The organism is Eubacterium sp. AF16-48, from assembly GCF_003479405.1.
In the GTDB taxonomy this organism is placed as follows: Bacteria; Bacillota; Clostridia; order Lachnospirales; family Lachnospiraceae; genus Eubacterium_G; species Eubacterium_G segne.
The window spans coordinates 37,213-56,596 of the sequence record NZ_QUHB01000008.1 but is presented as its reverse complement, the minus strand read 5'-3'; the positions used below and the strand labels follow the sequence as shown (position 1 = coordinate 56,596).

The 19,384-nt window shown below is 36.6% G+C and carries 17 protein-coding genes; 7 read left to right on the top strand and 10 right to left on the bottom strand.

All coding sequences use genetic code 11. The annotated features are described in order from the left end of the window. Nucleotides 1-102: 102 nt before the first annotated feature. On the top strand, nt 103-693 hold the full coding sequence (locus DWW68_RS09780; protein WP_021952533.1) for a DUF5067 domain-containing protein: 591 nt from the start codon (nt 103-105) through the stop codon (nt 691-693). A 71-nt stretch (nt 694-764) separates the two neighbouring features. Here the strand turns inward: DWW68_RS09780 and DWW68_RS09775 are convergent, their stop codons facing one another. The 10 genes from DWW68_RS09775 to DWW68_RS09730 form a co-directional block, all read right to left on the bottom strand. Further along, nucleotides 765-1,892, bottom strand: coding sequence for a glycerate kinase (locus DWW68_RS09775; protein ID WP_118589687.1), 1,128 nt, complete (start codon nt 1,890-1,892; stop codon nt 765-767). A gap of 29 nt (nt 1,893-1,921) precedes the next feature. Next, a complete protein-coding gene (locus tag DWW68_RS09770; protein WP_118589688.1) occupies nt 1,922-4,213 on the bottom strand; it encodes a glycosyl hydrolase family 65 protein in 2,292 nt (763 codons plus the stop codon). A 19-nt stretch (nt 4,214-4,232) separates the two neighbouring features. Next, nucleotides 4,233-5,270, bottom strand: a complete 1,038-nt coding sequence (locus DWW68_RS09765) for a Gfo/Idh/MocA family oxidoreductase (RefSeq protein ID WP_021952536.1) — start codon at nt 5,268-5,270, stop codon at nt 4,233-4,235. A 61-nt stretch (nt 5,271-5,331) separates the two neighbouring features. Continuing rightward, on the bottom strand, nt 5,332-6,123 hold the full coding sequence (locus DWW68_RS09760) for a sugar phosphate isomerase/epimerase family protein (protein WP_021952537.1): 792 nt from the start codon (nt 6,121-6,123) through the stop codon (nt 5,332-5,334). 23 nt (nt 6,124-6,146) lie between these two features. Then, nucleotides 6,147-7,205 (bottom strand): zinc-binding alcohol dehydrogenase, encoded by a 1,059-nt coding sequence (locus DWW68_RS09755; protein ID WP_118589689.1) that lies wholly within the window; start codon nt 7,203-7,205, stop codon nt 6,147-6,149. A 22-nt stretch (nt 7,206-7,227) separates the two neighbouring features. Beyond that, nucleotides 7,228-8,073, bottom strand: coding sequence for a carbohydrate ABC transporter permease (locus DWW68_RS09750; RefSeq protein ID WP_118589690.1), 846 nt, complete (start codon nt 8,071-8,073; stop codon nt 7,228-7,230). Next, on the bottom strand, nt 8,060-8,938 hold the full coding sequence (locus DWW68_RS09745; protein ID WP_021952540.1) for a sugar ABC transporter permease: 879 nt from the start codon (nt 8,936-8,938) through the stop codon (nt 8,060-8,062). Before DWW68_RS09745 ends, DWW68_RS09750 begins: the two co-directional genes overlap by 14 nt. Nucleotides 8,939-8,995: 57 nt before the next feature. Further along, the gene (locus DWW68_RS09740; protein WP_021952541.1) at nt 8,996-10,312 is read right to left on the bottom strand and encodes an extracellular solute-binding protein; all 1,317 of its coding nucleotides are present in this window, start codon (nt 10,310-10,312) and stop codon (nt 8,996-8,998) included. A gap of 17 nt (nt 10,313-10,329) precedes the next feature. Then, nucleotides 10,330-12,012 carry a sugar phosphorylase gene (locus DWW68_RS09735; protein WP_021952542.1) on the bottom strand — a complete coding sequence of 561 codons (1,683 nt, stop codon included), beginning with the start codon at nt 12,010-12,012 and terminating at the stop codon, nt 10,330-10,332. Between the two features lie 15 nt (nt 12,013-12,027). Next, nucleotides 12,028-13,041 carry a LacI family DNA-binding transcriptional regulator gene (locus tag DWW68_RS09730; RefSeq protein WP_021952543.1) on the bottom strand — a complete coding sequence of 338 codons (1,014 nt, stop codon included), beginning with the start codon at nt 13,039-13,041 and terminating at the stop codon, nt 12,028-12,030. Between the two features lie 352 nt (nt 13,042-13,393). Here DWW68_RS09730 and DWW68_RS09725 point away from each other — a divergent pair, with 352 nt between their 5' ends. The 6 genes from DWW68_RS09725 to DWW68_RS09700 all read left to right on the top strand — a co-directional run bounded on the left by DWW68_RS09725 (nt 13,394) and on the right by DWW68_RS09700 (nt 18,802). Further along, nucleotides 13,394-14,557, top strand: a complete 1,164-nt coding sequence (locus DWW68_RS09725; RefSeq protein WP_021952544.1) for an ABC transporter substrate-binding protein — start codon at nt 13,394-13,396, stop codon at nt 14,555-14,557. Between the two features lie 118 nt (nt 14,558-14,675). Beyond that, complete coding sequence (locus tag DWW68_RS09720) at nt 14,676-15,560, top strand: branched-chain amino acid ABC transporter permease (protein ID WP_118589691.1); 885 nt, start codon at nt 14,676-14,678, stop codon at nt 15,558-15,560. Between the two features lie 9 nt (nt 15,561-15,569). Further along, a complete protein-coding gene (locus tag DWW68_RS09715) occupies nt 15,570-16,631 on the top strand; it encodes a branched-chain amino acid ABC transporter permease (protein WP_021952546.1) in 1,062 nt (353 codons plus the stop codon). Continuing rightward, nucleotides 16,631-17,392: an ABC transporter ATP-binding protein gene (locus DWW68_RS09710; protein WP_118589692.1), complete on the top strand. Its 762-nt coding sequence runs from the start codon at nt 16,631-16,633 to the stop codon at nt 17,390-17,392. Before DWW68_RS09715 ends, DWW68_RS09710 begins: the two co-directional genes overlap by 1 nt. Before the next feature lie 12 nt (nt 17,393-17,404). Continuing rightward, nucleotides 17,405-18,115: an ABC transporter ATP-binding protein gene (locus DWW68_RS09705; protein WP_021952548.1), complete on the top strand. Its 711-nt coding sequence runs from the start codon at nt 17,405-17,407 to the stop codon at nt 18,113-18,115. Nucleotides 18,116-18,178: 63 nt separating this feature from the next. Beyond that, nucleotides 18,179-18,802, top strand: a complete 624-nt coding sequence (locus tag DWW68_RS09700) for a cytidylate kinase-like family protein (protein ID WP_118589693.1) — start codon at nt 18,179-18,181, stop codon at nt 18,800-18,802. Nucleotides 18,803-19,384 lie beyond the last annotated feature (582 nt).

Genomic DNA, 19,384 nt, shown 5'->3' with positions numbered 1-19,384 from the left:
GAACTAATAATAAGGGAAAGGATAAAGCAAACACATTTTTCACTCTAAGTGTTTGTGTCTTTCACAGCAGACTTTATGCATTAGAAAGACTAGGTATAAGTTATGGAAGAAAAAAAGAAAAAATCAAAGTTGAAATGGATTATTATTGTGATTGTGGCAATTGCAATAATTGCAGCAGTTGCCGGTGGCGGCTCTGATGACAGCGTTCATCAGGTTAAAACTGATTCTAAAGATTCAAAGGTTACTAATGATAATTCCAAAAAAGAGGAGAAAGAAACTGAAGCCAAAACCAGTTTCAAGGTAGGTGAAACTGCTGAATACAAAGATGTTCAGGTAACTCTTGAAAAAGTAATTATTTCAAAGGGCGATGAAATTATCCAGCCTGATGAGGGCAAAGAATTTGCTATTTGCATTTTTAAAATCCAAAACAATTCCGACAGCTCTATCACCATGAGTTCTATTGCTTCTTTTGAAGCATATTATGATGATACTTCAATGAATGAAGATATTATGGGTCTTCAGGCTCCTGAAGCAAAGAAATATAATCAGCTAGACGGTGACATTGCTGCCGGCAAAAAAATGGAAGGTGTCATTGCATACCAGGTTCCAACTGACTGGAAGGAAATAGAAATAAATGTTTCACCAAGTTTCTGGTCTTCAAAGGATATCCGGTTTATTGCTACTAATAAATAGGATATGGTAAATAAATAATGTAAAAAAAACAACATCTGCCCCGGGGTGGATGTTGTTTTTGATTGTCTAACCTAATCTGCCTTTATTATCCTAAACAGCCTTCCGGCTGCCCTTTCTAAGTAAACCTGTGCATTTTTCATAGCATCTGATATGTCAATTACATCACATACACATGCCTGCATGCCGGTAACCCCCATGTCATATAGTTCTTCCAAATCACCGCTGAGACTACCTGATAGCACATACAGCGGTGTTTTATTTTCCTTGCATCTTTTGGCAATTCCTGATACAACCTTTCCGCCGGCTGACTGTTCATCAGTTCTTCCTTCTCCGGTAATTACCATATCTGCATCCTTAATCAAATTGTCAAAATCATTTAAATCCAGTAAAACCCGTATTCCCGACTCCATTTTTGAATCGGTAAAGGCGTACAATGCAGCTCCCATTCCACCGGCTGCTCCCATTCCCGGAAGACTGGAAATATCTCTGCCTAAAAATTTACTTAAAACTTTGCTATAATTAAGCATTCCCCTTTCAAGCCTGTTTGCAATTTCATCATCAGCACCCTTTTGCGGGCCAAAAACATAGGTTGCACCCTTTTCTCCCGTAAGAGGATTTGTTACATCACACATAACAGTAAACTTAGCCTTTTTAAGTTCAGGCATAACCGACTTATCATCAATCGCCACAACCTTCTCCAAATCCCCACCGGTTCCTTTTAGTTCGTTGCCATTTTGGTCTAAAAACCTATATCCTAACATAGTCATGGCTCCCATTCCACCGTCATTTGAGGCACTTCCACCTATTCCTATGTATATGTTCACTGCTCCATTTTTCAGTGCATCAGCAATTAACTGCCCCGTTCCCTTTGATGTAGCATTTAAAGGATTCCTCAGCTTTGATGGTACCAAAGTAAGACCTGAAGCCTCAGCCATTTCTATAACTGCAACATCCTTTTTCATAATATATGATGCTGTAATAACATTGCCTAAAGGGTCAGAAACTTTAACCTCTACCTTCCGGTAATCTTTGTCTGTTTCTAAAACCGCTGCCAGAGTTCCTTCCCCTCCATCGGCCATTTGTACTTTCTTAATATCACATTTTCCAAACACCTTTTGTGCCTGCTGTGCAACTATATTATTAACCTGTGTGGAACTAAGACTCCCCTTGTAGGAATCTGATGCCAAAACAATCTTCATAGGTTACTCCCTTTAACAAACTAATCTTTTTATGCTGACAACTGCTGCTGGTTTGCTTCCATTGTCATTATGTTATTGTTTATTGATATACATAATGGATATGATGTATCACCTGTTTTATATATATCAACTTTATCATGACTAACCCTTATTTCAAGCCTACAACCTTTGTACATTACCACAAACTCCATTTTTTTCCATTCCTTTGGAAGATGAGGGGTTATGTACAATGCACTATCATCAGCGGATACCCCTGCAAATCCCTGTATAAGGCAATTATAAATGCCCCCCATGGCTGCTGCATGAAGTCCGTCTGTGGAATCATATGGATTATCTACTAAATCCACCTCAAGTGCTTTTTTGAAGAAATTTTGTGCCATGTCCAACTCTCCAATATTAGCGCATGCCTGAGCGTGTGCACAGTAACTTAGGGATGAATCATGCAAAGTTCTTTTTTCATAGAACAAAACATTTTTCTTCACAATATCCGGGCTGTATAATTGTGGGAATAAATTCAACAGCATTACCACATCTGCCTGTTTTATTGCCTGCGTATCCACTACCTGATCCCTTGTGTAATCCAGTAACACCGACTGCTTTACCTGGGAATTTTTATATTTGTCAATATCAGGCAGCTCCTTCTTTGACAAAAATGTATCATCCTGAGGAATAATTCCATCTTTATTAACCTGAGGAATATATATATTTCGTACAAACTCTTCTAAACCTAAAATATTATCTTCATATTTTGTTTTATCACTTAACTTTTCATAAAAGTTATTATCATTTTCTTTTAATTTCTTTAATTCTATTAACGTCTGTCCCACACAATACTTAGCCATATAGTTAGTAAATGTATTATTATCAATATGTTCATCGTATTCATCAGGACCTATTATATCCAATATTTCTAAACGGCCATTTTTTTCTACACTTCTGCTCTCCCAGAATTTAGATATTTCAATTAACATTTCATATCCATATTTGTGCATAAATTCTTCGTCTTTAGTCATATGGTAATAGTTTATTATGGCATAGGCAATATCGGCACTAACATGATGCTCCTTCCTGCCTGACCATACCGGATTAGCTTTTCCTGTTTCTATGTTAAGTGCTGCAAACAAAGGAGTTTCTTCCTTTCCTTCAAAGGCACTTTCCCATGGATACATCGCTCCTTTATAGCCGTATTCTTTTGCCTTTTTAAATGCTCCTGAAAGACCATTATATCTGTATATAAGTAATCTTTTTGCCATTTCAGGATTGGTATAGCAGAAAAACGGCAACATATATATTTCAGAATCCCAAAATACATGCCCCTTATATCCTTCACCTGAAAGACCTTTTGCTGCAATACTCACTCTATCCGTATCTTTTGGTATCATTCCAAACAACTGTAACTGTGAGTACTTTATTGCCGCCTCGTCCTCTACTGATATGCCATCTATTTTTATTTCTGCATTTTTCCAAAACTTATAGACTTCCTGTAAATGCTCATCAAAAAGCTTTGCAAATCCTTTTTTTCTGTTTTCAATTATTCTGCTTATTTTATCTGTTTTTGTAATATCCGGTTCTTCCACATTGGTAAATACCATTGCATATTTTGTTAGTGTAACCGGTTTATTTTTTACTAATTTTATTTTTCTTTTTTCGTATATGCTTCTTCTTTCAAGACCGTAATTTTTAGCGTCATCTGTTCCTTCATAATCTAGTGCCATCATTATATCAATTTCTGAATCATCTGTATTCCCAATATACTCCATAACAGTATTATTGCGTACCCCGCACTCAGTTTTTCTGATATGTGCCACACCGCTGTTTGTCATCTGTCCGTTTATGCCTACCTTTACAGCCATATCTAAATCATTTCCATCAGCTAATGTTATTACCAACTGTTGGCAAAACAGATGTAAATCACTGTAAGAAACAAATCGTCTTGATTTTATATTTATTATATTATTTTCTAAGAGAAAATCACACTGAAAAACCAGCTCTCCCGTTTCCACATTAAACTTTCTGTTGTAATTTTCTATTTTACAGGTATCTAAGCTTATGACCTTTCCCTTTGTGGTAATATAAACCTCTGACAAATTAGGACAATTAATCAACTCAACAACTTCATCCTTTGTTGCCTTTGAAAAAAAACCTCTCACAAACATTCCCTTACATTCCGCAATTGTGGGAAAATCCTGTGTTCCTCTTATTCCCATGTACCCATTTTCTGTTGTAAATACGGATTCCGATTTTTTTGTATATTTCTGCCTATATTTATTTTCTTCTATCCACAATCCGGTGGAATCTCTCTTCGTATCATAATAGTACATATTTTTCACCTGTGCCTTTCTATAGAAAAACAGGCTCCTTCTTCTCTGCCGACTTATATAATGCTTCAATTATCATCTGAATGTATGCACCTTCCCCGGCTTTCACTAAAACTTCTTCTTTACCTTCTATTGCATCTATGAAGTTTTCTAAAGCTTTGTTGTGCAAATCTCCATCACTAATGTAAGGATAATTTACAGCCTGATAATTTCTATTGGATCCACTATAAATTTCCAGTGGAAATAAGGATGCACCTAACTCATCTCCATAAACCTTCACAGCCCTCACATCCTTTTCTTTCATATTAAGGGCAAATGTAGTTTCTATTCCTATACCGGTTCCGTCTTCAAATACAATGTTTCCAAAAAGTCCGTCTTCAACAGTGTATTTTTCCGGATTCCACGAACCCATAAGTCCGTTACTTTGTTTGGTTCCTATTAAATTTGAGCTTATTGCCGATACATAGGAAACCTTTTTATAGTCAAGAAGATATAATGCTATGTCTAACATATGGGCACCTATATCTATAAGGGGTCCTCCCCCCTGCATATCTTTACTTATGAAATTACCCCAGCCTGGAACTCCTGCCTTTCTAAGCCACTGTACTTTAGTATAGTATATTTGTCCCATTTTACCATTTTCTATTAAATCCTTTAAAATAGCCACATTTGTTCCATGTCTGAAATGAAAATCATATGTCAGTATTAGTCCTTTAGATTTAGCTTTATCAGCCATCTCCTTAGCCTGACTATAAGAAATTGCAGGTGGCTTTTCGCACATTACGTGACATCCTCTGTCTAATGCATCCATTACAATTGGATAATGAAATTTGTTTGGTACGCAAACACTTACTGCATCAGGATTACATTTTTCCAATAATTCTAAGTGAGAACTACAACTAAAGGGAATGTCAAAATCCTTTGCCACTTTACCTGCCACATTTTCATATGTATCGCTTACTCCCACAATTTCCACATTTTCCATGGATTTAAATGCCGGAATGTGTGTTGTCTGTGCAATTTGTCCTGCACCTATTATAGCCACCTTTATCTTTCTCATATATTTACCTCGCAAATCTGTTATACGTGGGAGATTTTATCTCCCACATAAAATTTCCTTATTATTTAAGGCATTCCTTAACAAAAGCACTTGACTCCTTACATACTTCCACAGGGTCGCCTCTTAATCTTCCTTCAAAAATAATTGGTCCATCGTAACCTATTTCTTTTAATGTATCAAAATGCTTTTTGAAATCTATTGAACCTGAACCCGGCTGATATCTCTGATTGTCAGCTATATGAACATGTCCAATATAATCCTTTGACTCTCTAAGCGCCTGAGATATATTATCCTCCTCACGGTTCATATGATAAAAATCACAGGTTGTCTTAACATTTGTGAATTTTCCATTATCAATAATTTCTCTTGCCTGACTTTGAAGGTTAAGCATATGATCCTGATACTGATTAAGCGGCTCTAAATAAATGTATACGCCATACTGTCTTGCCACGGGATCTAATTCCTTTAATGAATCCATTATTGCCTTAATATCACCTTCATGACTTCTTGGTGGTACATGTGGCGGCAATCTGAAAGTAAACATTCCCCATGCTGCCGGAATAACAACTCCTGTTCCACCAACTTCTGCTATACATCTTAATATTTCCTTTAAATCGGTAACTCCATTAAGCCTTCTTTCTTCTATGAAATCACCAATCCATCCTCTATATCCATTACATGCTGTTGTAACGGGAACTTTTGTCTTCTCAACTGCATCCTTTATTTCCGCAGTTTTTTCAACTAATTCCTTACCATCCACCTCATAGCAGTCATATCCTAATTCTTTAATATAATTAAGTCTGTCCACAAAATTTCTCGGAAAGAAATCTCTATCCTGTGTTCCATATAACATTTTAAGCACCTAACCTTTCATTATTATTTGTCAAAAGTAACACCCATTTTGATACTTAATTCAGGATCCTGATCAACATATTTCATAAATCCTTCTGCTGATTCTTCAAATGGTACTATAGGATCAATAATATCCTCGCAATTCAAATAACCGCTCATAAGCATGTTCCATACAACATCTTCAATACGTTTTCTTGTCCATCTCGGATATTCCGGAAGAGGTTCTGAGCATGCTCTTGAGAAAACAATTTTTCCCTGATTGAAATGACCTTCCTGTCCAAGCCATAAGCCCGCCGGGAATGGTTTTGCAAAGGCAACATATGCTATTGTTCCATTGTATGCAAGTCCTTTAATAGATGCCTGAAGAGCATGTACATTTCCTGATGTCTCAATAATTGCATCAGCACCCATCTTATCTGTAAGTCTCTTTATTTCCAAACCCGCATCACAGGCTGTGCTGTCTAATACATAATCTGCTCCAAGCTTTAATGCTACATTTCTTCTCTTTTCAATAGGATCAACACCAATAACAACTGCTGCTCCTAATTTTACACACATCTGAAGTGCAATCATGCCAATTGCTCCAAGACCAACTACAACAACGTTATCTCCCGGTCTTACATTAGCATCTCTTACACCTGCTAAAGCAAACTGTGCCGGATCATAACATACGGCATTTTTTGCTGATGCATCCTTGCTCATTTTTCTAAGCTTATAATTGTCAACTGCGTTCACTATCTGTGTTTCCTTTATTGGTCCGTATGAACAAACTCTGTCACCTACCGCATATTCCGTAACGTCTGCTCCTATTTCAGTGATAGTTCCCACAAACATATTTCCTAATGGTAAATCACCAAATTCAATTCCTCTTGGTTCATCTGCTGCTCTTTCCTTAAAGACTCTCCATTCTTCGTCAAATTTTCCGTCCTTAAATGGAGTTACATCTCTGAAATCTGCCAATTCAGTACCGTGCTTTGGTGCTGCAAATTCAACCTTAACCTTTGCTTCATTTGCCTTAATAGGTCTGTCTTCATAATCCTTTAATTCTGCTACTCTAGGTGCAGTTGCAACTAACTTCTTCATTTTAATACCTTCTCTCCTTTATTTAACCTTTAACTCCGCCTGCTGTTCTTCCACTCTTTATTAATGTCTGGCTTATACCATACATAATAACGATAGGTAATGAGGACATAATTGATGCTGCCATCATTCTTCCCCAAATATAATCAGGTGTGTTAAACAGTGAATTCAATCCTATTGTAATTGTCATTTTATCCGGTGAATCTAAGAAGATTGATGCGAATAAAACGTCGTTCCATGCAATCATAAATGCATAAACGAAAACTGAAATTAATCCTGAAATTGAAAGTGGAACCACGATTCTGAATATTACTCCAAATCTTGATAATCCATCCACTCTTCCTGCTTCCTCAAGTTCATCAGGAATTGTTTCAAAAAAGCTTCTTGTCATATAAATTGCAGTTGGAAGTGTCTGTATTATCATACAGATAATTACCGCTTCATGACTGTTTCTCAATCCAATTGACGAAAGCAATTTATATAAAGGAACTATAAGTAATATTCCCGAAAACATATATACAAAGAAAAATACTTCGGTTATTACTGATTTTCCTTTAAATTTCAATTTAGCTAATGCATATCCTCCAAGTATTCCTAAGAATACAACTATTGCTGAGGTAGTAAGAGAAATATACATACTGTTCTTAAAATATTTTAAAAATGGGAATATTCCCGGATTAAAAATATCTTCCATATGTTTAAAGGTAAATGACTTTGGTATAATTGTCGGTGGAAAACCTATTGTTTCTGCCGTGGACTTAAAAGCCACACTTACCATCATAATAAATGGAAATAATATTATTAAAAGTATGATAATTAAAGCAGTGTAAAATAATATATTGTTCCTGACTTTTCTTTTAGTCCTCGTCATTTTTGAACACCACCTTTCTTATCAGCATAACCATTGCAAAGATAAATACAAACAGTACAAGGGAAATAGCTGCTGCCTTTCCGAAATTATGTGTTGAGAATGCCATATCATACAGATATACACCTAAAACATCTACCTGACTTGTAAGTAACTTAACTTCTGCGTAAATGTAGAACGCCCAAATCATTCTAAGGCTTACAACTGTTACCATTGTAGGCTTTATTGCCGGATATGTTACCGCTTTGAATTTCTGCCATTTTGAAGCACCATCTATATCTGCTGCTTCATACAAACTTTTGTCTATAGAAGTCATTATTGCCACAAATGACATATACGCATATGGGAAGAATCTCCAAACATTAAACAAGGCTACTAATACAAATGCACTCACCGGGCTGTCAAACCACAATGGTGCTTTATCTACCACATGTAATATATCAACCAGAAAATAGTTTATTATTCCATATATATTGTTAAACATATATCTCCAGCAGAAAATCAAACATACCGAGGGTACTACATATGACAGAATAACTAAAGCATTTACCAGTTTTTTGCCAACAAATTCTCTGTTTAAAAAGCATGCCATGGCTAATCCTAAAATGGTACTTAATACAACTACAACAAATGTAAATGCTATGGTAATAAGTACACTTGAATAAAACTCCTTATCTGCAAGTACCTCTTTAAAATTATCAAGTCCCACAAAAACGGATTCAAGTTTTGGATTAAGTGGTACTTTCTGTACGCTTATCATTATGTTGTAAATCATCGGATATCCGATTAATGCAACCAGTAAAATAATACTTGGAGCTAACAATGTATATGCAAAAGCGTTCTGACTTTTTCTTATTTTCTTTAACATATAAGACTCCTTCTTTTAAAAGAGGGCCTTTTATTCAGCCCTCTTTTCTAAACTAAACTATTTTGCAAGTTTTTCTGCCTCAGACTGAGCATTCTTAAGTTCTTTTGAGATATCAGCTTTCTGTACTAAGATATTATTAAGTGCTTTGCTTAATACACCTGAGTTTGTGATATCGCCCATAGCCATAAAGTTCTTGCCGTTTACACTTCCGAATAACTGAAGATTATCAAAAGCTGTTCCAACATTATCAAGAAGGTGTGCGTATGGCTTAATTAATTCATTATCTGCATATGCCGGATCATCTGCAACTGCTGATAATACAGGCTGAACTCCGCCAGGTGCCATCTCTAACCATGCTTCATTGTTTTCTTTTTCCATTAAGAAGCTTACAAACTTCTTAGCTGCTTCTGTTTCTGCGTCACTGATAGTATTTGAAATTGATAAAACTTCAATACAACCATATGCTGCTGATGTAGTCTTTGTAGGTACTGCTAACTGAACATCCTCAAGGAATCCTGCATCTTTACATCCTCCAAGAATATACGTTGAATACATACACATTGGTGTATTCTTTCCAACGAAAGCATCCTTAACATCTGCAACCTCTGTTGAACCGGGCATTGAATACTGTGATAATTCCTTGTAGAACTCAGCTGCTTCTTTCATCTTATCTGTGTCAATTGTTATATTTCCGTTTTCATCAAAAGCATTTGCTCCATTTGATAATGCGAACTGTGAGAATACCTGCTCTGTAAATGCTGAATCAGATGTTGGAAGAGCTATACCATACTGTTTCTTTGATGGATTATAAAATGCCTTAGCTATTTTAATTACATCATCCCAGTTCTGTGGTAAATCAAATCCTTTTTCCTTTAACATTTTTGTATTACACCAAATACCCTGAACCCATCCTGATACAGGAACACCAACATAATCTTTTCCGTCTTCTGTCTTTATTACTTTAAGAGCTCCATCAAAATAAGCATCTTCTCCTACTGAAGCTATAACGTCATCTGCTGCCTGTGTGTTTATGAACTGATTCTTTACGCTTGTTTTTGCCTGATCCTGACTAAATTCAATAACAGCCGGAAGTTCTCCGTTACCACCTAATGTAGTAATCTTGCTATCGTAATCATCTTCTCCTACAGGCATCTGTTCAACCTTGATGTTTGGGTTTTCCTTTTCAAATTTCTTAATAACTTCTGAAAGAACATCCTGTCTTTCCTGTTCTACCTGCATGTGCATAAACTGGATTTTTACTGTTTCATCCTTTGCACTGCTTTCCTTCTTTTCACTGCTGCTTCCGCAACCTGCAAACAATGTTGCAACCATAGCTAATGATAATGCTGTTGCTAATACCTTTCTCTTCATCATAATAATCCTCCTTTGTTTTAATTATCTTCCAGTATCCACATACTCTGTAAAGGTTTAAGGGTTATGGTTCCATTAACCTTTTCTGCGCTTAAAAGGTCTGTTCCCTTAAATTCAAGAGCTGTTACGATTTCCTCTGAAGATACATTAATTACTGCTAATATTTTCTTCCCACCGTCCATATATCTTTCCAGTGCGAAAATATGTGAGTCCACATTTAAAATTCTCTGATGTGCCTTCGGCGAAAACTGTTCGTGCACTTTTCTAATATTCAGTCTTCTTATCATTTCATTAAAAATAGTGGCTCTGTTTGTATTACATAAAAGCTGTTCTTCTAATTTTTCCAAATCCAGTTTCTGTCTGTTTATTCTTCTTGGAATATTAGAAGTTTCCCTTCCATAGTAATCATTCCTTGAACCCAGCAAACTATGAATGTATATGCCGGGCAGTCCCTGCATTGACATAAGTATTGTTTCTGCTGCCATAAACCTGCCAATTCTTACTTCATCACTGTCTTCCGGTGATGCCAATGCATCCTGATAATTAATGTTTAGCTCATAGGGACTTTTAGTTCCGTCCCCATTGTCTTTATAAGATACAACCCCACCATTAGTTAAAGTTGCATCAATTAAAACCTGTCTCTCTTCATCATTTAATATTCCCTCTACCGGTCTTACACCTATTCCGTCATGAGAACTTAAGAAATTAAAGAATGTTGTATTCTCTCCCGGTTCCTCAAGACCTTTTGCCCACCGGGTAAGTTTTGTGGCATCTCCTGTAATAAGTGAATACATTGTAAGAGGTGGAAGCGGAAACTGATAAACTAAATGTGCCTCGTCCCCGTTTCCGAAATAACTTATATTTTGCTCATGTGGTATGTTTGTCTCTGTTATGAAATACACACCCGGTGCATATTCCTCTAAAATTCTTCTATACGACTTCACTACCATATGAGTTTCTTCTAAGTTAAGACATGTTGTTCCCGGTTCTTTCCAAAGAAATGCTATGGCATCCAATCTTATGAATTTTGCCCCATTCTTTGCATAAAACATTAAAACGTCCAATATCTCACTGTAAACATCTATACATTTATAATTTAAATCTATCTGGTCTTCACTAAAGGTTGTCCATATGTACCTGCTACCTCTGTTAGTTTCAAACTTTGTAAGTAGCGGTAAAGCCCTAGGTCTGGTTACCTTTGAATAATCGACATCCGGATCACATTCAATGAAATAATTCCTATAAGGATCCTCTCCTGTCAAATACTTCTTAAACCAATCACTTTTAGCTGATATATGGTTTATAACCCCATCAAACATTAACTTATAATCATCAGAAAGACTGTTTACATCCTCCCAATTTCCAAGGGAGGGATTTATTTCCTTATAATCTACTACCGAAAATCCATCATCTGATGTGTATGGATACATAGGCAATATATGTATTGATGAAATTGCATCCTTCACATGTTTTTTCATAAACTTATGAAGTGTCTTAATCCCTGCCTCATTTTTATCTGTAATTGAATCTCCGTATGTAATAAGCATGGAATCTGTTTCGTCTAACCATGTTTTCTTTGTATCCAGATATCCGTATTTATTTAAAACCCTGTCTATGCGGTCATACAGATTTTCAATAGTTTTCCCATCTTTATATATTATTTTGTAATATTCATATAAATCTTTTCTTAATAAATCATTCATTTTGTACTTCCTAAATCAGGTAGATTCCCTTTCAATAACAGATGGTAAAAATACCGATGTTTTTCTGTTTCCAAGGTCCTCTCCATCTATTAATTTTGTGAGAAGTTCAACACATTCCCTTGCCATGGATTCAAAATCCTGGTCAACTGTGGATATTCTCGGATGAAGGTAATTTCCCATAGGTATATTATCTACTCCTAAAACTGCTATATCCTTTGGAATGGAGTAACCTGCTTCCTGGATTGCCCGATATACTCCTATTGCCCTTTCATCACCTGACACAAAGAATGCATCCGGCTTTTCTTCTTCAAGAACTCCCTTTGCAATTCTGTATGCCTTATCTACTGTATTTGCTCCATATCTTATGTTAAATATGCCATCAGACTTACCTGTGGCATCCTGAAATCCTTTTACTCTTAATTTGTTAGAGTCAAATCTTTCTTCGCCAACAAGAAATTCTATATATTTATAACCTCTGCCTATAAGGTAACTTCCTCCCTTGTAGCCTACATAATAGTTGTCCAAGCTTACGGAGCATACATCGTCGTCCTCAACCTGTCCAAATATTACAAAAGGAATACCCCGTTCTTTTAAGAACTTTACCCTAAGGTCGTCATATACATGCTCCAGTAAAATCACTCCATCAGCCAGTCCGTTTTCCAAAAGATAATATCCGTCTGTTTCATCTGAAATAAAGCTGTTACTATTACTTGGTGTCATAATTACTTTCAGATTTTTCATCCTTGCATATGAGAACAGATACTTAAGCATAACCACATGCCATGAACTTAAATGTTCCTCCTCATGCCTGTCTGTAAAAACCATTATTACGTTAGTTTTTGCTCCTTTTAAGCCTTTAGCCAAAATGCTTGTCTGATATCCCAGTTCCTTTATTGTGGCGTTTACAATATCTCTGGTTTTCTTAGAGACGCTTTCCGAATCATTTACAACTCTGGAAACTGTCTTAATTGAAACTCCACAGGCATCGGCTATATCCTTAATAGTGACCTTACCTTTTCTTGTATTCATATGTATTTCCTCATTTCATTTTATTGATCAATAGCTTGAAATCCTATAAGAACGTGTCTTGTTTTGTCTTACGTTGTCATATTAATATTTTTATGCATTATTGTCAATAAGGCTATTGTTTTTTCTTTATTTTTGTATATTTTGTATATTTTTGTGGGGTTTTTATATTGATTTTAACGTGGTGAAATGTCCGTTTTTGTCCTTGTTTTTTCTTTAAAAACCTTTTTTGTCTCATGGTGGGACATTTTGTTGTCATATAAGATATTTTTCATTTTCTATTGACAAAACTTCTGATTAAAATTACCATACCTATTATAATCTATTTAATATAAAGAATAAGGAGGAATTTCTAATGAAATTATGGAAAAAGGCTGTAAGCCTAGCAATAGTTTCTGTATTGGCATTATCAATGAGTGCCTGCGGAGGCTCAGAAAACAAGAGTACAGGTTCAACTGATACATTTAAGATTGGTGGTATCGGACCTACAACAGGTGATGCTGCAATTTACGGAAAGGCTGTTAAAAACGGTGCACAGCTTGCCGTTGATGAAATTAACAAAAACGGTGGAATCAACGGAAAGAAGATTGAATATAAATTTGAAGATGACCAGAATGATGCAGAAAAGTCTGTTAATGCTTACAACAGTTTAAAGGACTGGGGCATGCAGATGTTAGTCGGTGCAGTTACATCTAACCCATGTACTGCAGTAGTTGAGAACACACACAATGATAATATGTTCCAGCTTACACCATCAGCTACAGCTGTTGAATCTATTCAGTATGATAACGCATTCCGTATGTGTTTCTCAGATCCTAACCAGGGTTCTGCTTCTGCTGATTACATAGCTGATAACAAGCTTGCTTCTAAGGTAGCCGTTATTTATAACAGTTCAGACCCTTACTCATCAGGCATTTATCAGAAGTTTGCTGAAGAAGCAAAGGCTAAAGGACTTGATGTTGTAGCAGCTGAAGCTTTCACAGCTGACAGCAAGACAGATTTCTCTGTTCAGATTCAGAAAGCTCAGAGCTCAGGAGCAGAATTAGTATTTCTTCCTATTTATTATCAGGAAACTTCATTAATTCTTGCTCAGGCTAAGAAAGCCGGCTTTACACCTAAGTATTTCGGATGCGATGGTATGGACGGAATCCTTGCCCTTGACGGATTTGACAAGAGCCTTGCAGAAGGACTTATGTTCCTTACACCGTTTACAGCTGATGCCGAAGACGAAAAGACTCAGACATTCGTAAAAGCATACAAGGATGCTTTTGGTGATACACCTATTCAGTTTGCTGCTGATGCTTACGACTGTGTATACACAATTAAAGCAGCTATTGAAAAATCAGGGGTTACACCTGATAAGAGCGTATCAGATATATGTGATGCATTAAAGGCAGCTATGACACAGATTAAGATGGATTGCCTTACAGGTAAAGAAATTACATGGTCTGCTGATGGAGAACCTTCAAAGTTGCCAACAGTTGTCGTTGTTGAAAAGGGTGCATACAAAGTTAAATAAAGTAAATTAAAATAGGTTAATATTGATTTTTTGCAAGATTGCCTGTATGAGCTTTTTTCACTCGTACAGGCTCTCTTTGCTTATAAATGGTATAATAATAGAAAATAGGAGGAAAAACATGAGCTTTGTGTCGTATCTTATTAACGGATTAAGCTTAGGAAGTGTTTATGCATTAATTGCCCTTGGTTACACCATGGTATACGGTATTGCAAAAATGCTTAACTTCGCTCATGGGGATGTCATTATGATAGGTGGTTATGTTGCCTTACTTTCCATGACAAATGCCGGATTATCCCCGCTTTTGGCAACACTCATTTCTATAGTTATCTGTACAGTTTTAGGTATTGTTATAGAAAGAGTTGCATACAGACCTCTTAGAAATGCTACATCTTCTTTGGTTGTACTTATTACCGCCATCGGTGTCAGTTATCTGTTGCAAAACGTTGCACTTTTACTTTTCGGTGCTAACGCACAGACCTTCCCATCAGTTATTTCATGGAAGGGATTGTCTCTTGCAGGAGGAAAGTTAAATATTTCCGGCGAAACTTTTGTAACTATTTTGGTTTGTATTGTAATTATGGTATGTTTAATGCTGTTTGTTCAAAAGACCAAACCGGGTCAGGCAATGCGTGCTGTTTCAGAAGACCGTGGAGCTGCCCTTTTAATGGGTATTAACGTAAACGGTACTATAGCCCTTACCTTTGCCATTGGTTCAGGTCTTGCAGCTATTGCCGGAGTGCTTTTATGCTCCGCATACCCTAGCCTTACACCTTATACAGGTGCCATGCCCGGTATTAAAGCCTTTGTTGCTGCTGTATTCGGTGGAATCGGTTCTATTCAGGGAGCATTTATTGGAGGACTTCTTCTTGGGGTTATTGAAATATTTGGTAAAGCATATATTTCTTCCCAGATGGCAGATGCCATTGTATTTGCAGTATTAATTATTGTCCTTTTAGTAAAACCAACAGGACTTTTAGGCAAAAAAATCCAAGAGAAAGTGTAGGTGAATATTATGTTAAAGAAATTATCAAAACAAAAAAAGAACGACTTAATCACCTACGGTATTGTTATAGTAGCATTTATAGCAATGCAGATACTTATTGGTTCAGGACAGATTTCATCTCTTTTTCAGGGATTAATGGTTCCTCTTTGTACTTATATAATACTTGCAATTTCATTAAACTTAGTAGTAGGTATTCTTGGTGAATTAAGCTTAGGTCATGCGGGATTTATGTGTGTTGGTGCCTTTTCCAGTGCATTTTTCTCAAAAACCATGTCCGATACCATTACCAATTCCTCTCTTCGTTTCTTTATTGCTTTATTAATTGGAATTGTGGTTGCAGCCATTTTCGGTATTATAATCGGAATCCCTGTACTTCGTCTTAAGGGTGACTACCTTGCAATCGTAACTCTTGCCTTTGGAGAAATTATTAAAAACCTTGTAAATGTACTTTACATTGGAAAAGATTCAAAAGGTTTTCATTTTTCCACAAAAGATGTTATGTCCCTTAACATGGATCCTGACGGAAAGGTTTTAGTTAATGGTCCTCAGGGTATTACCGGTGCACCTAAAGATGCAACATTTCTTATTGGATTTATTTTAGTCCTTATTACGTTATTTATAGTATTAAATCTGATTCATTCAAGAGACGGTCGTGCAATTATGGCTATTCGTGATAATCGTATTGCTGCTGAATCTATCGGAATTAACATTACAAAGTATAAACTTATGACCTTTACCATTTCTGCCGGTATGGCAGGTGCAGCAGGTGTTCTTTACGGACACAACCTTTCAAACCTTACGGCAAATACTAATAACTTCGGTTACAATATGTCCATAAACATTCTTGTATTTGTTGTTCTTGGTGGAATTGGAAATATCAGAGGTTCAATTATATCTGCGGTTATTCTTACACTTTTACCGGAATTGCTTCGAGGATTGTCAGATTACCGTATGTTAATTTACGCTATTGTTTTAATTATTATGATGCTCTTTAACTGGGCTCCTAAGGCAATTGAATGGCGTGAAAAATATCTTTCCTTTGGGAAGAAGAAAAAGGAGGCTTCAAAATAATGGATGATTTATTAAGTGTAAAAAATCTGGGAATTTCATTTGGCGGTCTCCGGGCAGTAAATGAATTTAGTATTAATATCAAAAAAGAGCAGCTTTATGGCCTTATCGGACCTAACGGTGCCGGAAAAACTACTATTTTTAACCTTCTTACAGGAGTTTACAAACCTGACAGTGGTAAAATTCTTCTTGATAATGTGGATATTACAGGAAAATCTACTATTGATATAAGTAAAGCAGGGATTGCAAGAACATTCCAGAATATTCGTCTTTTCTCTCAATTGACGGTTCTTGATAATGTTAAGGCAGGACTTCACAATAAGCATCATTACTCTGCATTAGACAGTATTCTCCGTCTTCCACGTTTCCACAAAACGGAAAAGGAAATGGATAAGATTGCCATGGAGCTTCTTGATGTATTCGGACTGGCAGATTATGCAAATGTTGAAGCCCAGAACCTTCCTTACGGTCAGCAGAGAAAATTGGAAATTGCAAGAGCTCTTGCAACGGAACCAAAGCTTCTTTTATTAGATGAGCCTGCTGCCGGCATGAATCCAAATGAAACAGAAGAGCTTATGGATATGATTCGTTTTGTAAGAGATCATTTCCATATGACAATACTTTTAATTGAACATGATATGAAACTTGTCAGCGGAATCTGCGAACAGTTGACTGTTCTTAACTTTGGTGAAGTTTTAGCCCAGGGTGATACATCAACTGTATTAAATGATCCACAAGTTATCAAGGCTTATATTGGAGAATAGGAGGAAACCGTTATGGCAATGCTTGAAGTAAAAGATTTAGAAGTATATTATGGTATGATACAGGCAATTAAGGGCATCTCTTTTGAAGTAAACAAAGGTGAGGTTATTGCCTTAATCGGCGCTAACGGTGCCGGCAAAACCACTACTCTTCATACAATTACCGGTTTGCTTTCTCCTAAAGAAGGTAAAGTCCTCTTTGAGGGAAAGGATATTACAAAGATTCCGGCTCACAAAATTGTATCTATGGGAATGGCACATGTTCCTGAGGGAAGACGTGTTTTTGCGGAATTAAGCGTATATGAGAACCTTAAGCTTGGTGCTTATACCAGAAAAGATAAAAATAATATTGAGGCTGATTTAAAGAGTGTTTATGAACGTTTTCCACGACTGGCTGAAAGAAAGAATCAGGCTGCCGGAACTTTAAGTGGTGGTGAGCAGCAGATGTTAGCCATGGGTCGTGCTTTGATGTCAAAACCGTCTATTATTTTGATGGATGAGCCATCAATGGGACTTTCACCAATTCTTGTTAATGAAATTTTTGATATTATTCAGTCTATCAGCAAAAGTGGTACTACTGTTCTCTTAGTTGAACAGAATGCCAAAAAGGCATTATCCATTGCTGACAGAGCATATGTTTTAGAAACAGGTAAGATTGTTTTAGAGGGTAAAGCCAGTGACCTGCTTGAAAATGACTCTATCAAGAAGGCATACCTTGGTGAATAATGGGATATATATGTCATTTTTCCTTAGAATATGGCATTACATGTAAAGAAGGAGGGAAGTAAAATGGAGAATGTTGTTATTACAATTTCCCGTCAATACGGAAGTGGCGGAAAGACAATTGCTGCCATGCTGGCTCAGAAACTAGGTGTCAACTTTTACAGCCGTGATATTTTAAAAATGGCTTCTGAGGATAGTGGAATTAATGAAGAACTTTTTGGTATGTCTGACGAGAAAATCCGTCGTGCCGGATGGCTTCGTACATTAAGTCACCCTTATGAAGGTAAACTCCTTCCACCGGAAGATAAGGAATTCGTTTCTGATGATAACCTTTTCAATTATCAGGCAAAGGTAATTAAGGATTTGGCTCAGAAGGAGTCCTGCGTTATTGTTGGAAGATGTTCTAACTTCATATTAAGGGATGAACCTAATGTATTAAGTGTTTACATTCATGCTGACAAGGATTTCTGCCTTGCCCGTGCCATGGAAAGAAATAGCATGAGCGAAAAGGAAATGCAGCGTAAAATCGAACGTACCAACAAATACCGTTCTGATTTCTACTACTATCACACAGGTCATAGATGGACGGATGCCAGAGACTATGATTTGTGCTTAGACAGTGGCAAGCTTGGTTTTGAAAAGTGTGTGGAAGAAATTGAAGCCTATGCTAAAATCAGATTTGGTAAGTAAATAAGAGATGGATATTTAAATGCTACCCGGAAATGAAGCAATGATATTTCCGGGTAGTTTTTTTATATTTAGGGATAGTGATGGGCAATGATATTTTTATGAGACTTTTCGACGTATTGGGTGCTTTCTGGTGCACTTGGAGGCTTTTTATCGCTTATAGCCGGCAAAGGTCACAGTGTTTTGGTGATTTTTACCGGGACTTTTCTATGAAATCTTTGTTTTCCCGGTTTATTTCGGTGGTTTTAGCCGGGGAAGGAGCAATTCGTACCGGGAATTTTTCATCAAATCTTTGTTTTCCCGGTTTATTTCTTTGGTTTCAGCCGGGGAAGAGGCAATTCGTACCAGGAATCTTTCATCAAATCTTTGTTTTCCTGGTTCTTTTCTTTGATTTAAGCCGACGAAGGGGCAATTCGTACCGGGAATTTTTCATCAAATCTTTGTTTTCCCTGTTCTTTTCTTTGATTTCAGCCGGGGAAGGGGCAATTCGTACCGGGAATCTTTCATTAAATCTTTGTTTTCCCTGTTCTTTTCTTTGGTTTCAGCTGGCGAAGAGGCGATTCGTACCGGGATTTGACTATGAAA

Bases quoted from the DNA above. Each gene is read 5' to 3' on its own strand.
- DWW68_RS09745 (WP_021952540.1), bottom strand. From the start codon at position 8,938: ATGTTAAAGAAAATAAGAAAAAGTCAGAACGCTTTTGCATATACATTG.
- DWW68_RS09775 (WP_118589687.1), bottom strand. From the start codon at position 1,892: ATGAAGATTGTTTTGGCATCAGATTCCTACAAGGGGAGTCTTAGTTCC.
- DWW68_RS09730 (WP_021952543.1), bottom strand. From the start codon at position 13,041: ATGAATACAAGAAAAGGTAAGGTCACTATTAAGGATATAGCCGATGCC.
- DWW68_RS09765 (WP_021952536.1), bottom strand. From the start codon at position 5,270: ATGAGAAAGATAAAGGTGGCTATAATAGGTGCAGGACAAATTGCACAG.
- DWW68_RS09725 (WP_021952544.1), top strand. From the start codon at position 13,394: ATGAAATTATGGAAAAAGGCTGTAAGCCTAGCAATAGTTTCTGTATTG.
- DWW68_RS09740 (WP_021952541.1), bottom strand. From the start codon at position 10,312: ATGATGAAGAGAAAGGTATTAGCAACAGCATTATCATTAGCTATGGTT.
- DWW68_RS09770 (WP_118589688.1), bottom strand. From the start codon at position 4,213: ATGTACTATTATGATACGAAGAGAGATTCCACCGGATTGTGGATAGAA.
- DWW68_RS09735 (WP_021952542.1), bottom strand. From the start codon at position 12,012: ATGAATGATTTATTAAGAAAAGATTTATATGAATATTACAAAATAATA.
- DWW68_RS09755 (WP_118589689.1), bottom strand. From the start codon at position 7,205: ATGAAGAAGTTAGTTGCAACTGCACCTAGAGTAGCAGAATTAAAGGAT.
- DWW68_RS09720 (WP_118589691.1), top strand. From the start codon at position 14,676: ATGAGCTTTGTGTCGTATCTTATTAACGGATTAAGCTTAGGAAGTGTT.
- DWW68_RS09710 (WP_118589692.1), top strand. From the start codon at position 16,631: ATGGATGATTTATTAAGTGTAAAAAATCTGGGAATTTCATTTGGCGGT.
- DWW68_RS09715 (WP_021952546.1), top strand. From the start codon at position 15,570: ATGTTAAAGAAATTATCAAAACAAAAAAAGAACGACTTAATCACCTAC.
- DWW68_RS09760 (WP_021952537.1), bottom strand. From the start codon at position 6,123: ATGTTATATGGAACACAGGATAGAGATTTCTTTCCGAGAAATTTTGTG.
- DWW68_RS09780 (WP_021952533.1), top strand. From the start codon at position 103: ATGGAAGAAAAAAAGAAAAAATCAAAGTTGAAATGGATTATTATTGTG.
- DWW68_RS09700 (WP_118589693.1), top strand. From the start codon at position 18,179: ATGGAGAATGTTGTTATTACAATTTCCCGTCAATACGGAAGTGGCGGA.
- DWW68_RS09705 (WP_021952548.1), top strand. From the start codon at position 17,405: ATGGCAATGCTTGAAGTAAAAGATTTAGAAGTATATTATGGTATGATA.
- DWW68_RS09750 (WP_118589690.1), bottom strand. From the start codon at position 8,073: ATGACGAGGACTAAAAGAAAAGTCAGGAACAATATATTATTTTACACT.